The sequence below is a fragment of the Psychromonas ossibalaenae ATCC BAA-1528 genome (assembly GCF_000381745.1).
In the GTDB taxonomy this organism is placed as follows: Bacteria; Pseudomonadota; Gammaproteobacteria; order Enterobacterales; family Psychromonadaceae; genus Psychromonas; species Psychromonas ossibalaenae.
In genome coordinates, this window is the sequence record NZ_KB907046.1 from 1 (window position 1) to 15,719 (window position 15,719).

General features: G+C 41.2%; 17 protein-coding genes and 1 pseudogene. 9 read left to right on the plus strand and 9 right to left on the minus strand.

Going from position 1 to position 15,719, the window contains the following annotated elements; all coding sequences use genetic code 11:
• Positions 1–31 precede the first annotated feature (31 nt).
• The 3 genes from dapB to G327_RS0122815 all read right to left on the minus strand — a co-directional run bounded on the left by dapB (position 32) and on the right by G327_RS0122815 (position 1,386).
• On the minus strand, positions 32–763 hold the full coding sequence (gene dapB, locus G327_RS0122805; protein ID WP_019617124.1) for a 4-hydroxy-tetrahydrodipicolinate reductase: 732 nt from the start codon (positions 761–763) through the stop codon (positions 32–34).
• A 67-nt stretch (positions 764–830) separates the two neighbouring features.
• Positions 831–1,163, minus strand: a complete 333-nt coding sequence (locus tag G327_RS0122810) for a DUF2956 domain-containing protein (RefSeq protein WP_019617125.1) — start codon at positions 1,161–1,163, stop codon at positions 831–833.
• Between the two features lies 1 nt (position 1,164).
• Positions 1,165–1,386: a DUF1289 domain-containing protein gene (locus tag G327_RS0122815; protein WP_019617126.1), complete on the minus strand. Its 222-nt coding sequence runs from the start codon at positions 1,384–1,386 to the stop codon at positions 1,165–1,167.
• 129 nt (positions 1,387–1,515) lie between these two features.
• On the opposite strand from G327_RS0122815, the gene G327_RS0122820 reads away from it, so the two are divergent.
• The 3 genes from G327_RS0122820 (at position 1,516) to G327_RS0122830 (ending at position 5,224) form a co-directional block, all read left to right on the plus strand.
• Positions 1,516–3,861 (plus strand): fatty acid cis/trans isomerase, encoded by a 2,346-nt coding sequence (locus G327_RS0122820; protein WP_026339513.1) that lies wholly within the window; start codon positions 1,516–1,518, stop codon positions 3,859–3,861.
• 11 nt (positions 3,862–3,872) lie between these two features.
• Complete coding sequence (locus tag G327_RS0122825; protein WP_019617128.1) at positions 3,873–4,313, plus strand: HIT family protein; 441 nt, start codon at positions 3,873–3,875, stop codon at positions 4,311–4,313.
• An 80-nt stretch (positions 4,314–4,393) separates the two neighbouring features.
• On the plus strand, positions 4,394–5,224 hold the full coding sequence (locus G327_RS0122830) for an HDOD domain-containing protein (RefSeq protein ID WP_019617129.1): 831 nt from the start codon (positions 4,394–4,396) through the stop codon (positions 5,222–5,224).
• Here G327_RS0122830 and G327_RS0122835 read toward each other — a convergent pair.
• On the minus strand, positions 5,221–5,805 hold the full coding sequence (locus G327_RS0122835; RefSeq protein WP_019617130.1) for a GTP-binding protein: 585 nt from the start codon (positions 5,803–5,805) through the stop codon (positions 5,221–5,223). The genes G327_RS0122830 and G327_RS0122835 overlap by 4 nt on opposite strands.
• 86 nt (positions 5,806–5,891) lie before the next feature.
• Between G327_RS0122835 and G327_RS0122840 the strand changes: the two genes are divergently transcribed.
• Complete coding sequence (locus tag G327_RS0122840) at positions 5,892–6,755, plus strand: YicC/YloC family endoribonuclease (RefSeq protein ID WP_019617131.1); 864 nt, start codon at positions 5,892–5,894, stop codon at positions 6,753–6,755.
• Between the two features lie 197 nt (positions 6,756–6,952).
• Positions 6,953–8,185, plus strand: coding sequence for a tyrosine-type recombinase/integrase (locus G327_RS0122845; protein WP_019617132.1), 1,233 nt, complete (start codon positions 6,953–6,955; stop codon positions 8,183–8,185).
• On the opposite strand, the pseudogene G327_RS0122850 reads toward G327_RS0122845, so the two are convergent.
• From G327_RS0122850 to G327_RS0122865, 4 genes and pseudogenes are all read right to left on the minus strand, one after another.
• Positions 8,175–8,438, minus strand: a pseudogene (locus G327_RS0122850) (3'-5' exonuclease); the annotation flags it as partial. The gene G327_RS0122845 and the pseudogene G327_RS0122850 sit on opposite strands and share 11 nt — an antisense overlap.
• Before the next feature lie 33 nt (positions 8,439–8,471).
• Positions 8,472–10,505 (minus strand): DUF3732 domain-containing protein, encoded by a 2,034-nt coding sequence (locus G327_RS0122855; RefSeq protein WP_019617134.1) that lies wholly within the window; start codon positions 10,503–10,505, stop codon positions 8,472–8,474.
• Complete coding sequence (locus tag G327_RS0122860; RefSeq protein WP_019617135.1) at positions 10,502–11,035, minus strand: three component ABC system middle component; 534 nt, start codon at positions 11,033–11,035, stop codon at positions 10,502–10,504. The genes G327_RS0122855 and G327_RS0122860 overlap by 4 nt, the downstream gene beginning before the upstream one ends.
• Positions 11,032–12,159, minus strand: coding sequence for a hypothetical protein (locus G327_RS0122865; RefSeq protein ID WP_019617136.1), 1,128 nt, complete (start codon positions 12,157–12,159; stop codon positions 11,032–11,034). Before G327_RS0122865 ends, G327_RS0122860 begins: the two co-directional genes overlap by 4 nt.
• A gap of 816 nt (positions 12,160–12,975) precedes the next feature.
• Here G327_RS0122865 and G327_RS0122870 point away from each other — a divergent pair.
• Together G327_RS0122870 and G327_RS0122875 are read left to right on the plus strand one after the other, a co-directional pair.
• On the plus strand, positions 12,976–14,070 hold the full coding sequence (locus tag G327_RS0122870; protein ID WP_019617137.1) for an ImmA/IrrE family metallo-endopeptidase: 1,095 nt from the start codon (positions 12,976–12,978) through the stop codon (positions 14,068–14,070).
• A gap of 10 nt (positions 14,071–14,080) precedes the next feature.
• Positions 14,081–14,602 carry a hypothetical protein gene (locus G327_RS0122875; protein WP_019617138.1) on the plus strand — a complete coding sequence of 174 codons (522 nt, stop codon included), beginning with the start codon at positions 14,081–14,083 and terminating at the stop codon, positions 14,600–14,602.
• 161 nt (positions 14,603–14,763) lie between these two features.
• On the opposite strand, the gene G327_RS0122880 is transcribed toward G327_RS0122875, so the two are convergent.
• A complete protein-coding gene (locus G327_RS0122880) occupies positions 14,764–14,970 on the minus strand; it encodes an AlpA family phage regulatory protein (protein WP_019617139.1) in 207 nt (68 codons plus the stop codon).
• A gap of 138 nt (positions 14,971–15,108) precedes the next feature.
• Here G327_RS0122880 and G327_RS25495 point away from each other — a divergent pair, with 138 nt between their 5' ends.
• Positions 15,109–15,408: a JAB domain-containing protein gene (locus G327_RS25495; protein WP_019617140.1), complete on the plus strand. Its 300-nt coding sequence runs from the start codon at positions 15,109–15,111 to the stop codon at positions 15,406–15,408.
• A gap of 50 nt (positions 15,409–15,458) precedes the next feature.
• Positions 15,459–15,719: IS3 family transposase (locus G327_RS0122890; protein ID WP_019617141.1), on the plus strand; the 261-nt coding region annotated here is incomplete at its 3' end.

Genomic DNA, 15,719 nt, shown 5'->3' on the forward strand with positions numbered 1-15,719 from the left:
ATATGCAGCTGTTCTATCTTAAATGGATTTATTAATCCATCAAATGTTCTAAACCGTAAACCAGTTCACTACGTTTAACGACTTCTTTACAGGCTAAACAGATGCCCGGCATAAATGATTCTCGGTGTTGAGAGTTATGTTCTATTTTCAATGTTTCGCTTAATCCGCCGAAAAAGACGGTCTGTTGTGCAACCACGCCCGGTAGACGGACAGAATGCAGCTTAACACCATGCAGTTCAGCACCGCGAGCGCCTTCTATCAGTTCTTTATCGCTGCATTTTACGGCTGCTTTAGTACGTGCTTGTGCAATTAACTCTGCAGTGCGGATGCCTGTACCTGACGGACTTTCTTCTTTCTGCGGACTATGTGCTTCTATCACTTCTACATCCGGAAGATATTTAGCCGCCTGGGCTGCAAACTTCATCATTAATACTGCACCAAGGGAAAAGTTTGGTGCGATTAGACCGCCAAGCTGTTTTTCGGCTGCTAATGCCTGCAGTTCATTCACCTGCTCAATCTGAAAACCGCTGGTGCCGACAACAGGACATGCGCCTGCATTGAGGATAATCTGCGTATTAGTAAAACCTGCAGAAGCTGCGGTTAAATCCACAACCACTTGGGCGCCGGTCTCTTTAATCAGCGCAGCCAGATCATCACCAAAATCACATTGACCAGCCAGCTGCAGTTCAGGATCGTTATTAACTGCATTAACTGCTTCACTGCCCATGCGTCCTCTGGCACCATTTACGATAACTTTAACCATGTTTATTCCTTATGTTTTACGGCAATGATAAAGTCTAACTTTATCAAGATTCGGTATATCAGGCATATTATATTTGAGATAAAAAATAAATACCGAAAGCAGCCCAGCTTAGACCTAATAACAGCCAGGGTAACTTACTGTTTTTTTCTTCTACTGTCTCTATCTCGACTTCCGTTACCTGCTGCTGTTGTTGTTCCCTTTTTTTCTTTTTATTCGCTTTATCAGCCTGGCGGAGTTTTTCTTTGGCTGTTTTTTTGTATTCTGCAATGCCTTTTTGAATGCCTTGAGCAATTAAGCGTGTCTGCTCTTTAGTCTGCCCCGGTTTTTGTGTTTTTCTGGCAATGACGAGTGCTTCATCCTGAGTTTCTGTTGAAATTTCGTTTTTTTTATTTTTAGCCATTTTATCTGCGCCTGTTTTCTTGAAGGACAGTTAATCGTCTTAAGGATTTTTGATTAAGGGTTTCTAAAAATTTTTCAGGGTCATCGTACCCATATTCAAGCATATGTGCCGCCACCTTAGCCCAAAGCGCCGAGGTATCTCGAATTTCATTATGGCTGCGCCCGCACCCCCGGCAAAAGTCGCCATCGCTTGTACATTGGCTCGTACATGGACTAAATTTCATAGATAAATCCTTACGTTATATACTCCAGTGGAGCGGAGTGTTTAGTTATCAAACCTAAGCAGCTGATTAGTGATTGAAAATCACTATATAATTTGGGCAGTTAGTCTAGCAACTTTAGAGAATGTAATCATGAGTTTTAAAGGTCTTTTTATCGGTATCTGCTGTTTAATATTAATGGCGTGTTCAGATGCCAGTGAACAGTTAAATAAGGACTATGGAAGTCCGCAGACCCGTGACCGGCTGCTGCCCGCTGACCATCCGCTTGCTGTGCAGTTTAATGATCAGGTGCAGCCGATTATTGAAAAGCGCTGCGTGGTCTGCCACGGCTGCTATGACGCGCCTTGTCAGCTAAAACTATCCTCTGCTGAAGGCATCGATCGTGGTGCATCAAAGGCTAAGATTTATAATTCCAGGCGAATTCTGGCTGCGGATCCGACGCGCTTATTTATTGATGCGAGCAGCAGTGAACAATGGCGTAAAAAAGGTTTCTCTACGGTTTTGAATGAACGGGATCAAACCCTGCTTGCTAATCTACAGGGCAGTGTGCTGTATCAGTTACTTGTGCAGAAAAACAAACATCAACAGCCGGAAGCCGGGCGCCTTCCTGAAGAGTTTGATTACCATCTGAACCGAGTCGAACAATGCCCGACGCTGGATACGCTCGATGAATATCAGGAAGATTACCCGCTGGCAGGCATGCCCTACGGCCTGCCCAACTTGAGTAAAGAAGAATTTAAGGTGCTTGAAACCTGGATAGGGCAGGGGGCGCCGATGTCGCGTCCGCCGGAACTTTCTGATGCTGTGCAGCGTGCGGTGACAAAATGGGAAGACAAACTTAATGATAGTTCATTAAAAGCGCAGTTATCCAGCCGCTATATTTATGAGCATCTGTTTCTTGCACATTTGTATTTTGATGAAATAGCGGTTAAAGAAGGGACTCAGCCACTGTTTTTCCGTTTAGTGCGCTCATCGACAGGACCCGGTTTACCTATTCAGGAGATAGCAGCGCGCAGACCCTATGATGATTCTGAAACGGAAAATGTTTATTATCGTCTGCGCCGGGATCCGGGCACGGTTTTATCAAAAACCCATATGCCTTACGCACTTAACAAGAAGCGTGAACAACGCTGGGATGAACTCTTTTATAAGAATGATTTTGAAGTAGAAGTTTTACCCGATTATCAGAGCGAAAGTCCGTTTGTTGTTTTTCAGGCGATTCCAAGTTACGCGCGTTATAGCTTTATGCTCGATGAAGCATTCTTTACTATCAGCGGTTTTATTAAAGGGCCGGTTTGCCGGGGAAGTATTGCGCTGAATGTTATTAATGATAATTTCTGGGTGTTTTTCGTTAATCCGGAGCTGGAAACTCGTGTGACATCGGATCAGTTTATACTTGAGCAGGCTGATAATTTGCGTCTGCCTTCTGAAACCAGCAGTGAAACGCTTTCTGTGCGCGACTGGTTAGGTTATGCAGCCGGGCAGACTCGTTATATCAAAGCAAAAAGTAAGTTTATAGAGCAGAATATGGATATGCAGTCGGGTTTGCAGCTGACAGATATCTGGTCAGGCAATGAGAACTCGGCGCTGACCGTTTTTCGGCATTTTGACAGTGCCAGTGTTGTTAAAGGCAGTGTCGGTAAGCAACCTAAAACAGCATGGATTATTGATTATCCGGTATTGGAGCGGATTCATTATTTACTGGTTGCCGGTTATGATGTGTTCGGCAATATCGGGCATCAGCTGACAACTCGTTTATATATGGACTTTCTGCGTATTGAAAGCGAGATGAATTTTATCTCGTTTCTGCCCAATGAAAGCCGTCCGCAGGTGATGGCAAGCTGGTATTTAGATTCAACCAATGAGCTGGCCAATTATCTGGAAGATCAGAGTCTGCTTTATTCCCGGCCGACAGGTGTTTCTTACCAGACTCCTTTTGTAAAAGAGGAGTTTCTGACACAGCTGAAAAATTATGTTTATAACCCTCAGCAGAAAATTGACAATAACTTTAAATATATGATCCCTCTGCAGGATACCGCTCTTAAACGCTTAAACAGTTTAGATAACCGCGTTGTCAGGGATCTGCCGGAAATGAGCTTTATTTTGATTGAGTCGGAAAAAGGCAAAGATCGCCTTTATACTTTATTACGCCACAATGCCCATAAAAATGTATCAAGTCTGCTTAATGAAAAAGCTAACCGCTTACCATTATTAGATACTGCTGGTATATATAAGGGCTTGATAGGCAATTATCCAAGCCTGATCTTTCGGGTGCATGAAAGAGACAAGCTTACTTTTATAAATCAGCTTACTGCAGCTAAGGACAGCAGGCGCTTTTTTGACTTGCTGTCACGTTTTTCAGTACGCCGGACCAATCCGGAGTTCTGGCAGGTAAGTGATAAACTGCATCAGCTCCATTTCCAGACAGATCCAATAAATTATGGTTTGTTTGACTACAACCGATTAGAAAATCGTTAATAAGGAAAAATATGACATTTCAACTGGACCCGCGTTTACATAACGACTGTTTTAAACTGGCTGAAAGCAGCCATAGCCTATGGTTATTACTTAACAACAGTTATTTTCCATGGATGATTATTGTACCGAAAACACAGCATCAGGAACTGTATCTCCTAAGCGGTCAGGAACAGACTCAGCTGCAGACAGAAATAAATTTAATCAGTGAATTTGTTAATAATAACTTTGAGTGCGCTAAACTGAATGTTGCCTGTATCGGCAATATTGTTAAGCAGATGCATGTTCATATTATTGCCCGTACTGAATCTGATCCCTGCTGGCCGGGTGTGGTCTGGGGAAGCGATTTTAAGCAGGCCTATGCAATAAGAGATGTGTTTAAAATTCAGGCAGAATTAAAACAGTTCTGCGAAGATAAAAATATTAATGACTTACAGTTTGCGTCGCCTCAATAAAGCTTTGTTCTATGATTGATTTAATTATCGATTCAGCTTAATTTGGTAGTTTACACAGCAAAGATTAAAGGAAGCATCAAATGCTTAATTTTTCACAGCTTTTCAGTGAAGTAAAACAGCTGCCTGTTTTACCCATTTTATTACTGGAATTAATGGAAAGCTTTTCGGACGAAGATGCCCGCGTTGAAGATATAGCTAAAAAAATCGGCATGGATCAGTCGATTAGTGCAAAAGTGATCCGCATGGCGAATTCGGTTGCTTACCGACGCGGTAAAGAGGTTGAATCGATTGAACGGGCGGTGATACGTTTAGGTTTTAATCAGGTTCGCCGTATCGTTGTGGCGACTTCATTGTCAAACGTCTTTCCCGAAACACCCGGCTTTGATAAAGATAAGTTCTGGAAAGATACTTTTACTACGGCAAGCATTGCTAAATCGCTGGCTAAGCATACCAATGTTAATCAGGAAACTGCATTTACCTGTGCCATGATGCATAACATTGGCGAATTGCTGCTGCAGATATTAAAACCAGAAGAATGCTCATTAGTCGCCATGGCGATTGAAACCGGTGAACCCCGTCTTTCTGCTCAGCGTGAAATATTTGGTTTTGATTACAGCCAGGTTGGTGCTGAACTCGCCAAACACTGGAATTTCTCCGAGGTATTCTGCGATGCAATAGAACAGCAGCTGGATCCGCTTTCTTACGAAACGCCGTCTAAGGAAGCTATCTTAATTCGTCTATCAGTCTTTGCCAGTTTTGCGTGGGGGGCAAACCTGCCGCCGGAAATGATAGTGGCACGTTTCCCGCCGACATTAACGGATTACCTCAGCCTGAATAAAAATGGACTGGTCGATGAGTTTGACAGCATGATTGAAGCGGGGCAGGAACTTGGTCGCTTAATGTCGCACTAATTCTGCTCGATGAAGCTAAAATCGTCAGCATTACCTTTTAATAAATAAAGCGGCTTTGCATATTCGCGGGCCATTTTTTTTGCTGAAACCTCATCTTCATCTTCATTTTTATCTGCTTTAATGCATAATATATCAGCTTGTTTGATTAGAGATAGATAGCCCTCATTCTGACTATATTTCTGATCATTCAGCTGTTTATAAGATAACAGGCAGATGCAGGATTTTAAGGTTAACACCGGCAGATAAAATTGACTTTGTAAAAGGTGCTGAATATTTTTAAGGTGTCCTGCGCCGGCCGGCTCAATAAAAATCCGATCCGGATTAACTTCCTTAATTAAGTTATTTAAGGCAACTCGAAACGGCATGCCGGCACTGCAGCATAAACATCCTCCATAGACTTCTTTAATAAAAACCTGATTGTGCCGGCAGAAATCTTTTCCATATTGATTACGGCCGGACTCATTAACCAGAACGGCCCATTTTTCATGGCTGGGTTTATAAGAAATCAGCTGTTTTATAAAGGAACTTTTACCAGAATCTAAGAATCCAGCAATAATATGACACACAATTGAGGTTTTCATGAAAATATACTCCGTAATAGCGGTCCATCGTAGCATATTTCACCATATCTCAGTTATACTGCGCTTTCAAAATAAGAGAGGTGATTATGATTTACAGCATGACGGCATTTGCACGTAAGCAATTCAAAGGTGATTGGGGAACTGCAGTATGGGAAATTCGCTCAGTAAACCAACGTTATTTAGAAACCTATTTTCGCCTTCCTGAACAGTTTCGTGGTTTAGAAGTTAAATTAAAAGAAGCGTTCCGCAAACGCCTGCAGCGCGGTAAAGTTGAATGCAGCTTACGTTTTGAAGCCGGCGGTGCGGATGAAAGTGCGTTATGTATGAATCAGGATTTTGCAGCTCAGCTTATTCAGAATGCACAATGGGTTATTGAAAAAGCCGGCAGCGGCACATTAAACCCGCTTGATATTTTGAAGTGGCCTGGTGTTATGCAGGCTCCAGAGCAGGATCTTGATGCTATTACGATAGAGCTGATGGCTGGTTTTGAAGAAACGCTGAATGAGTTTGTTGAATCTCGAGCAGCTGAAGGAGCCAACCTTGCTGTGTTTATCGAGCAGCGGTTAGCGGGAATCAGTGAGCAAGCTGAAAAAGTGCGTTCATTTATGCCGGAAGTTCATGCCTGGCAGAAAGCACGTATTCTTAAAAAATTCGATGATGCTAAGGTTGATTTAGACAGTACTCGAGTTGAACAGGAGCTGGTACTGCTGGCGCAGAAATCAGATGTTGCTGAAGAGTTAGACCGTTTAGATTCACACATTGGTGAAAGTATTAATGTATTGAAAAAAGGCGGAGCAGTTGGACGCCGTTTAGATTTTATGATGCAGGAATTTAACCGCGAAGCGAATACGCTCGGCTCAAAAGCAATTAATACTGATGTCACAGCCGCTGCTGTTGAATGTAAGGTTTTAATCGAACAAATGCGCGAGCAGGTTCAGAATATAGAATAATGTCCGTGGTGGTTTGTTGTTGCCTTTTAAGTGTTGATTTCGCTGGGTTTGTGTTGATTTGTTGTCCGCCATAGTCCGTGTTGGTGTGGTGGGTTCCAAGTCCAAGTGGTGGGTTTGTTGGTGAGTGTGTTATACTTTCGCAAATAACAGGTGGTGGGTAACTGTCACCCCGCTATTTTACTGGAGTGGACATACTGATGGGCAAGTTAACAGCAAAAGAAGTAGAAGCTAAAGCAAAGGGTAAAGTCGGAAGATTCGCAGATGGTGACGGCTTGTATTTTGTCGTTCCTAAATCTGGTAAAGCGTATTGGATGTTGAGGTTTACCTCCAATAAAAAACGCAAAGAGATGACGCTAGCCAAGTATACCGATCTGTCTCTAGCTGATGCACGAACAGCTGCTTCCCTTAAAATGCAGCAGCTGCGTCAAGGTGTTGATCCCCTGTTAGAAAAGCGTCGTACCGAACAAGGTGCGATTAAAAATGTTGATGATCTTTTTGCCGATTGGCAGGAAGGCAATGTAAAAAGATTAAAACATCCCTCCATTCCCGCACGTGTTTACCGCAAAGATATTGCCCCGATCATTGGTGAAATGAAACTAGACAGCATCAATGCAAGGGATATCAGACAAGTCCTTATTTCAATCAATAACTCCGGTCGTCCCACAATAGCTAATGATGCATTGGCTTACTGTAAGCAGATCTTCAATCACGGCATAAAGCTCGATGTTATAGGGACTAACCCCGCAAGTGCTTTTTCGGTTACCGATGCTGGTGGCATTGAAAAAAGTAAAGACAGGGCATTAACCCTTGAAGAGTTAAAGTTATTTTTTCAAAAAGCACGTGAAAACAGTGACAGTTTCAGTCGCGATAATTATCTGGCTTGTGCATTGCTGGTGGTATTAGGTGTAAGGAAAGGGGAGTTGATTGAGGCATCGTGGCAGGAGTTTAATTTAGAAGAGGCTAAGTGGAGGCTTCCGAAAGAACGCAGTAAGTCTGGTGTCGGCATTGTTATTCCATTGCCGGAAGCCGTCTTAGAATGGCTTAAAGAGCTTAAAATCAGGTCATGCGGATCTGATTACATTTTTCCTAATCGACGCAGCAGTAAACGTCCATGTATGGGGGCAGACACGCTTAACCGTGCTATTACCAAACTGTTCGGGCGAGAAGCGGGTAAGAAGAAGCAACCACCGAATCAGATGGGGGATATGGAGCATTTTACCGTACATGACTTAAGACGTACTTGTCGAAGCCTGCTGGCGGCACAAGGAACGCCCGGCCATGTGGCCGAACGTTGTCTGAATCATAAGTTAAAAGGTGTTGAGGGGATTTATGATCGGTATGATTATTTTGAAGAGAGATTAGAGGCTTTAATATTGCTATCTAACAGAGTGACCAATGTTATTGGAGAAGATGGGGGCCTCATGAAATAAATGGCTTAACATAGCCCAAGTACTCTTCTTGAGCGGTCCTGTTCTCACTCCATCGTCTGGTGAACCCATCAGGCCGCTCCCGCATGCCTGCATGACTCAAAACCTGTCGACGTTTTGCGCGGGACACACCAACAAAGAATGCACAACGATTGGCGCCTGGATCTCCAAAGAAAATCTCATTTTCTATTGCCATCATAATCACTGAATCAAACTCAAGATCTTTGCTTTTATGGATAGTTAGTATCCGTACTGCTTGATCATCAGAAAAGCTTTATATAATTGAGTTTCATTGTTCATCCTCTTGTACATAGTGAACAGGCTCAATTAGTCCTCGGGAACGCCATCGATTTCCATTCACTAGGGATTCAAATGAAGCCCCGTTGGATAGTGTTAAACCATCAGCATGGTCTGTGACTATGATTTGCGGGCTGAAGCCGTTATGCAGTTCAAGTTCATTACAGTAAATCGACAACTGACTGAATAAGTTTTCAACAGCTTTGATATCTTCATCAAGGGCTCGTTCTTTTCCGGTTCGCTGCTGAGCTTCCTGGTTCTTTTGCTCTTCGAAACTGTCAGAGATATCACGGTTAAAGTTAGGAAAGTACACCTGTGTCGGCTGATCCAAAAACAGTATTGAAGGGATAGCACATTTATCACCGAGTTCAGCAAAATATTTATGTAATGCTAAAAATAACGTAACGTGACAGTATAGCCAATTTGCGCCGCTTCCCATTGATCTTAAATAGGTTTTCTCACTTTCAGGACTTAGATGATATAGGTCGAACGTCTCGAATGAGAAGTGAAGATTGATAGGCTTATAACTAGCTTCAAATTCAAAATGACTACCAACCTCAGCCATATATTTGTTTACCTTAGCCGACGCGCTTTCTAGTCCTTTTTGTACATCATACTTTCTAAGGTCTTTATTTATATTCTTTATCTGTTTGCTTAGACCTTTGATTTGCTTCTCCAGTTCTGCATCATCAGCCATATTGAGGGTGTCGAGAAGAGTAAATAACTTAGCCTTCTGCATCAAAATACTTTCATACAGGCTCTTTTGTTTCACCAACTTTTTTTCTGTTTTTTCAATTTCTGTTATTTGTTGGTTTAACTCGGTCTGCGCTCTACATACAATCTCAATATTACGTTGTACATCAACTAACGATGATTCAAATTTTGCTTTCATAGGGCGAGCTTGAGCTAGGCTCCCCGATACCTTAGTGATGGCCTGCTGTAGCTTTTCTGCACTTTGCCGCAAGGTGTCTTTTTCAGTATGACAAAATGGGCATACAGAAGCGGATATATGAACATGCTTAGGTGAGCTAAACTGCTTTACGTTATCAACAAGCCGCTGTTCTTCTTGAATGTGTTTATTTATTGACGTAGCTTGGCGTTGCAACTTCCTTAATTCAGCCGTTTTTTGGTTACGAGCTAATTTCAAATTATTGTATCGTTGGGTAATAGCATCGGAATTATGGTTAATTCTCTCGGGTACTATAATGTCGTCGAGTTGATCTTTGGCATCTTGCGGGTGGCGAAGCACTTTCTCCAAGGATAGCGGTTCACCTTTAAATCCCATCAAAGCATACAGCTGACTCAAAACTGGACCGACGTTTTTCTTATAGCTTTCAGAGGTACGCTTGTTAGTCTCTTTCTGACGCTCAAAACGCTTTATGTCGGTGCTTAATCGTTCTTTTTCTTGCGATAAATGAAAGAATTTTTGATCAACTAACCCTAAAAATATTTTGGTATGTTCAATTACCTGATCACATTTTTCCTTTTGATCGAATCGATAAAACAACGCATGTTTATTCGCAACAAGGTTTTGATGCTGAAGCATAAATGATGAAAAGCTACGTATTGATGGGGTAGCCGCTTTAGCGTTATTCTTTCGATTAGCTCTGGCAACTAAAGATTCGTCCACATCATTTATGTCTAAGAAAAAGTCTCGTAGGTGTTTATTAAACTCTTTTAGGGGACGAAAATAAGTAGTGTTAAAAAATTCACTTTCGATTTTAGCCGAATTGAATACGTCTATGCGACGAAAAAATGCCTTTGTACTCAATTCGGGATCACGAGCAATTACCATATCTTCTTCGTTAACTGAAAATGCAACGTAGTAAGTAGCGGCACTGGTAGTAATCACCCCTTTAGGAATGGTGTTTTCGCCACTGCCAAAACAATAATCAAAGATTTCAATCAAGGCGCTTTTACCAGTAGATGACTTACCAGTAACAATATTTAATCCCTTGTTAAAATTAACAGGGTGCTTGTTTCCTTGCTTATCAATAACGCCGATCTCATGAATTAATGCTTTCATCGCGGTTTCACTCCTAAATACGCATAAATATCGACCACAGAATGGCCGCTAAGTACACTCCCTAGCATCTTGGCACTTTTTTGACTTAAGAATTCTGAAGAGGAGCCATTACATGCGTGGAGGGATAAATTTTGTTCGTTTACGGATAACCAATCATTAATCAAGCAATATTGAATGCATTGTTCGGTTAACGTTTGAAATCCATCGATTCGCTCTTGTAGGTCGTAAAGTAGTTCTTTATGTACGATTTTGTTTTGCTGCGCTTTCAAATTGAAACTTCCATATTTTTCTATATCACGCTCAGTTTTTATCCTCGTCTCACCATTAAATATGGTAAAAATTGAGCTATTAATATTCGCACTATTTAGCTTTAAAGAAAAAAATGGATGGCTGCACAGTGGTATAATCAAAGGGGCGAGTAAAAGGTTATTTTCTGACTCATCCATGGCTTTGTAAAACGAAGCAAGGTAAGCCCCGTACTCAAACGGGTTGTACTTTAACTCGTATAGGGCATTGACAATACTGCTCATGGCTCAACCTTCCATTTCAAATCGCGATCTTCATCATCCATAGCGTCGTGCATTAGGCCATTTTTGTATTCAATCGGTGGGATATCGTTGCCCATATTAAGGGGGGACTCGCCTATGGTTTTGTTGTACAGTAGCTTCGAACTTTTAATTGAATTCGTCGCTTCAAGTTGTGCACTCGAATGGGCAAGCTTATATTTTTTAACTAGTTGGTTCTGATAAGTAACTGTTTTATCCCTATACAATGGATACTCATCCAACTGCTCAAGCAGAGAGTTATGTAGCTCAAGCCAGCTACCTACAGCATCAGGAATCATTTCGTGATGCTCAATATCAACTATTTTTTGTACAAATGGTTTGTCTTGGTGCAGCTCAATTTCAAGCTCAGATGCCTCATCACCTGAAAAAATTGGAAAGGTGAATTCCTTCTTGCAAAGAAGTGTCGTTAATTCTTCACACTTCGCTTCGAACTCTTGGTATTTAATACTCCATGATTGCTGTGTTGCCTGTGCATATACAAAGCCAACAAGCCCATGAAGGTAACTGTTTAGATTATTTTTCGGAATACCAACAGGTTTAGAAAGAATTTGTTTTTCTAGGTCTTGCGCGTTATCTGCTTGTGTAAATAAGGTAACTTTATCAAGTACACTTGTAAGTAGGAGCTCATCAGAAGCCATCACCGCTTTCTGTAGCTTAATAACTTCAGATGGCTTATCAGCATTCAGCTGCTTGTCGGTACGTTCTTCAAAAATAGTTTTTAGCGCCTTCAAACGTTGCTCGGCACTTTGCGTATTCCAGTCCTTTAGCCTAGTTGTTACGCCAAATTCTTGAGTGGTATGAAGCACTAAAATACCGTATTGCGTATGGTCAAATTCTGGCGCTAGCCAGTTTTTTAGTGTTTTCCAAAGATTTTCGTGGTGGTCTGTAAGTGGTTCTGCGTAGTATTTTACTTCGGTTTGAGTAGATACTAATGTATCTGGCGAATCCAGGCTCACGTCACCGTCTTTTTCAAACCAAATTGATTGCCCTTCTTCAAGCGAAAAGCACTTATCTAAGCCGATTAATACTTGATAATGAAAAGCTAGTGCAGTAGTTAACGCTGCATTTTTTGTTTGACCACTACTCATATTTAATCCCGGTAGAAATTTCTGGCTGCTTCTGAATTTACCCAATTCCTTTGTGCATGAGCTTCCTAACCTGAGCCCTCTCTAATAAAGTGGACACAATTCTGTTACCTTTATTAGGCCTCGTACTCTATAGGTAGTAGATCATTAACTCCTGAATGTAACATTATCGTATTATAAATGCCATTGATATGCCTGTGTAATGATTTCTGTAATTTAACCATTGAATTAAATACAGTTTTTAGAATAAGCTCACCTTTCAGCTATGGGGCAATTACTCCATAAAAATATTCTCTGTGCAATATCTTGATCGGTTTCTACTGTATTTAATGTTGTGTCATTTAAGTGATTTTTGAAACGCCAGTCCAATAAACTCAATTCCTCTATCTGCATGGAGTATCAGTCCTGAGGATACCGCGACTTCTTCAAAGCATATGCTGTGCCCTGCAGGCCAATTCTGTTGTCCGGCAACTTGCTAAGGGCTAGCCTAGTTGCTTCTGAAAGCATTTTACTTTTACTCATATAAAATCTTTATAGATATATGCACACTACAAGCAATCATAACTACCTCTTAAGTAACAATGTAACAATGCAACAGGTGTTTGTAGTGGCTAAGTAAATTTGATGATAGCCATGGGGGATGACCTCGTTGTTTTTAGAATGAGATCTTTTGCGGTGCTCAAGATGCAAATCGCGATGCTTTTTTGTAGCCTTATCTCGCGCCATACGTCGACTTGTATTAACGAAATATACTTTTATATAAATATTGCATATAATTAAATGCAAGATTACAATGCTTCCCAATTGAAGGAGATTCTTATGACAAATGCAGTAATCGAACGGCTAATTCAGTTCCGAATGGCGAACGAAATTAAGCAAGCTGAGCTATCAAAGGCTATGGGGTTTAAAGATCGACAAACCTTATCTGCCATAGAGAATCAAGACCGAGATCTAAAGCCAGCAGAACTCCAAGCTGCTCTTAAGCATATTGGTGTATCGATGAAGGACTTCTTGGATCCGACTTCACTTGTAGGCAAGGCAATGTTCTCTTGGCGCCAGCAAGAAGCCTCTGAGGAAGCTTTGCAAACGACTGAGAAGGTGGCTTCTCGGGTTATTGGACTCTATGAACATATCCAAGGTGCTGATAACGCTTCTCCTTTACTATTTAAGCTACCATTAAACAAGCAAAGTACCCTTGACCACGCCAGAGCCGCTGCTGAAAAGTTAGGTGCTCATGTTCAATTGGGAGCTTACCCTGCGAAAAGTTTGATGAGCAAACTATCTAACCTAGGTATCAATATACTGTATTTAGATCTTCCTAACGAAGTATCAGCGGCAGCCATTAACGTTACTAAAGGAAACTATATCGTTCTGAATCGCAATGAGGTTTATGGACGATTAAACTTCAACTGTGCACATGAATTGTTTCATTGCCTTACTTGGGATGCACTTCCACCAAGCCACTATGAAAGCTCTTATTCGAATAAGAGCGGAAAGAAGCCTATCGAGGAAAAGCTAGCAGATGCTTTTGCTGAAGCTTTGTTAATGCCTAAGGCAAGTGTAATGCAGCATGTGGAAGCTCACACAGGCCTAATAGACGAGAAGTTTATTAATGGGTTGGCCAATACATTTGAGGTTAGTAGCCCAGCAATGGTGCACCGACTTCACACTCTTAAAGTTTTAACTCAAGCAGAACGTAATGCTCTGAATAGAGACTTACTGCGTTTTAATGGTGGGCATCACAAAAGAGAGAAGCCAAGGCTCTTCAGTTCTGAATTTGTAAATGACCTACACAATGCACTGTACCGTGGTACAGTGTCTATTCGCAAAGCGACAACAAATTTAAACATGGACATGAGTGATCTCGAGGCTACATTTGATAGTTATAGCTTGGCTTCACCGCTTGAATTGTAGGAAGGGATGAATGCAATCAAACGTACCAAAGAATGGCGATATCATTTTAATTGATGCCAATGTAATTATCGAAGCTGACAAATTGAAAACTTGGAAAGCTATTGCAGGTGCTTACAATTTACACACTGTAGAAACAGTGATTAAAGAGGCGCTTAGGAAACCAGTTCAAGGGCAAGGGATAAGCATGACTGAAGCTAATTTACGGTGCTCATTCTCCGCCATTCATTCAATCAGTGAAGAGGAAAGTGCAGATTGGATTTTGAACTATCCGGAGTTGTTAGACAGCGCAATCGATGATGGTGAAAGGGATTTGCTCACATATTTCCACTGTTGCGGTGATAAAAAAATTTGGTTTTTATGTGGTCCTGATGTCGGTGCAATGAAAGGGTTACATGGAATGGGATTATTAGATCAACTAGTATCATTAGAGCTGTTGCAGAAAAGTTGCGGTATAAAAAATAAAATTAAGAACCACTTTAACCAAAAGTGGCATGACTCCACCGTTTATGAGATTAAGTCGAACTTGCGTTGACTCTGTAACGTGAATCCTCACAATCAAAAGGGTAGTACGTCAGGGGCTTACATTTTGCCTATTAGTAGTTTGTGTTTCAGCTTTTTCTAATATATTTTAACGCCTCACTAAAATACGGCATAAAGATAAGGGGTCAGTAGCTCCTTGTCTTTATGCTTTATTTATCCGACAATCTGTAATTCCTCATCATTATCACGTTGTTCAATCTTATCCAAAATCCACTCTTGCACTTCGCTTTCTACCCATGCCTTTGATCTACCTATTTGTGTAACAGGCTTTGGGAATAAACCTTCTTTCATATATTTGTAAACACTTGAATGACCAAGTGCTGTTTGATTCATTACTTCGGTTAGTTTAATTAATCGCATGGTTTAAATCCTTATTGTGTTCATTCAAACCATGGATGGAGCGAGTAAAAATTAACTTAAAAATATGATTCCGGATTTTTTGAGGTACATATTACTTATGTGCATAGACCTATTAATGGGTTAATTAAGGAGTCACTTATGCACAAACATAGAAACCACCTTTACGCTTTGCGTAAGCCGATGACCAAGCATCAGATACTTGAAAAGGCATCTGAGATCATTGCTGATAAATTTGCAGAGAAAGATGCTTTCTGTAATGCCAAAGCCACGCAGGAATATTTAAGGTTTAAACTGGGTAAGTATGAACGTGAGGTATTTGCGGTGATGCTGTTGGACAACCAGAATCAGTTGAGTGAATATCGGGAGTTGTTCTTCGGCACGATAGATAGTGCAACGATTCATCCAAGGGAAGTTGTTAAAGCGGTTGACGTGGTTTAATTGATTCGACTAACCCAGTTAAGACATAATTGATTTAACTGGAGATTGAAATGAAAACACGTAAAACCTATTCAAAAGAGTTCAAACTTGATGCCATTGCGCTGGTAAGAGAGCAAAATTACAATATTGCAGAAGCAGCTAGAAACTTAGAGATTACTCCTCAGATTCTGGGCCGTTGGATAAAAGAGGCAGAAAATGATGATGGCCATGCATTTAGAGGAAACGGTAAACTAACTCCAGAGCAGGACGAGATCCGTAAGTTAAAAGCACAAGTAAAACGCTTGGAAATGGAGCGTGAAATATTAAAAAAA

Bases quoted from the DNA above. Each gene is read 5' to 3' on its own strand.
- G327_RS0122840 (WP_019617131.1), top strand. From the start codon at position 5,892: ATGATTTACAGCATGACGGCATTTGCACGTAAGCAATTCAAAGGTGAT.
- G327_RS0122810 (WP_019617125.1), bottom strand. From the start codon at position 1,163: ATGGCTAAAAATAAAAAAAACGAAATTTCAACAGAAACTCAGGATGAA.
- G327_RS0122855 (WP_019617134.1), bottom strand. From the start codon at position 10,505: ATGAAAGCATTAATTCATGAGATCGGCGTTATTGATAAGCAAGGAAAC.
- G327_RS0122875 (WP_019617138.1), top strand. From the start codon at position 14,081: ATGCAATCAAACGTACCAAAGAATGGCGATATCATTTTAATTGATGCC.
- G327_RS0122835 (WP_019617130.1), bottom strand. From the start codon at position 5,805: ATGAAAACCTCAATTGTGTGTCATATTATTGCTGGATTCTTAGATTCT.
- G327_RS0122880 (WP_019617139.1), bottom strand. From the start codon at position 14,970: ATGCGATTAATTAAACTAACCGAAGTAATGAATCAAACAGCACTTGGT.
- G327_RS25495 (WP_019617140.1), top strand. From the start codon at position 15,109: ATGCACAAACATAGAAACCACCTTTACGCTTTGCGTAAGCCGATGACC.
- G327_RS0122845 (WP_019617132.1), top strand. From the start codon at position 6,953: ATGGGCAAGTTAACAGCAAAAGAAGTAGAAGCTAAAGCAAAGGGTAAA.
- G327_RS0122870 (WP_019617137.1), top strand. From the start codon at position 12,976: ATGACAAATGCAGTAATCGAACGGCTAATTCAGTTCCGAATGGCGAAC.
- G327_RS0122830 (WP_019617129.1), top strand. From the start codon at position 4,394: ATGCTTAATTTTTCACAGCTTTTCAGTGAAGTAAAACAGCTGCCTGTT.
- G327_RS0122860 (WP_019617135.1), bottom strand. From the start codon at position 11,035: ATGAGCAGTATTGTCAATGCCCTATACGAGTTAAAGTACAACCCGTTT.
- dapB (WP_019617124.1), bottom strand. From the start codon at position 763: ATGGTTAAAGTTATCGTAAATGGTGCCAGAGGACGCATGGGCAGTGAA.
- G327_RS0122815 (WP_019617126.1), bottom strand. From the start codon at position 1,386: ATGAAATTTAGTCCATGTACGAGCCAATGTACAAGCGATGGCGACTTT.
- G327_RS0122820 (WP_026339513.1), top strand. From the start codon at position 1,516: ATGAGTTTTAAAGGTCTTTTTATCGGTATCTGCTGTTTAATATTAATG.
- G327_RS0122825 (WP_019617128.1), top strand. From the start codon at position 3,873: ATGACATTTCAACTGGACCCGCGTTTACATAACGACTGTTTTAAACTG.
- G327_RS0122865 (WP_019617136.1), bottom strand. From the start codon at position 12,159: ATGAGTAGTGGTCAAACAAAAAATGCAGCGTTAACTACTGCACTAGCT.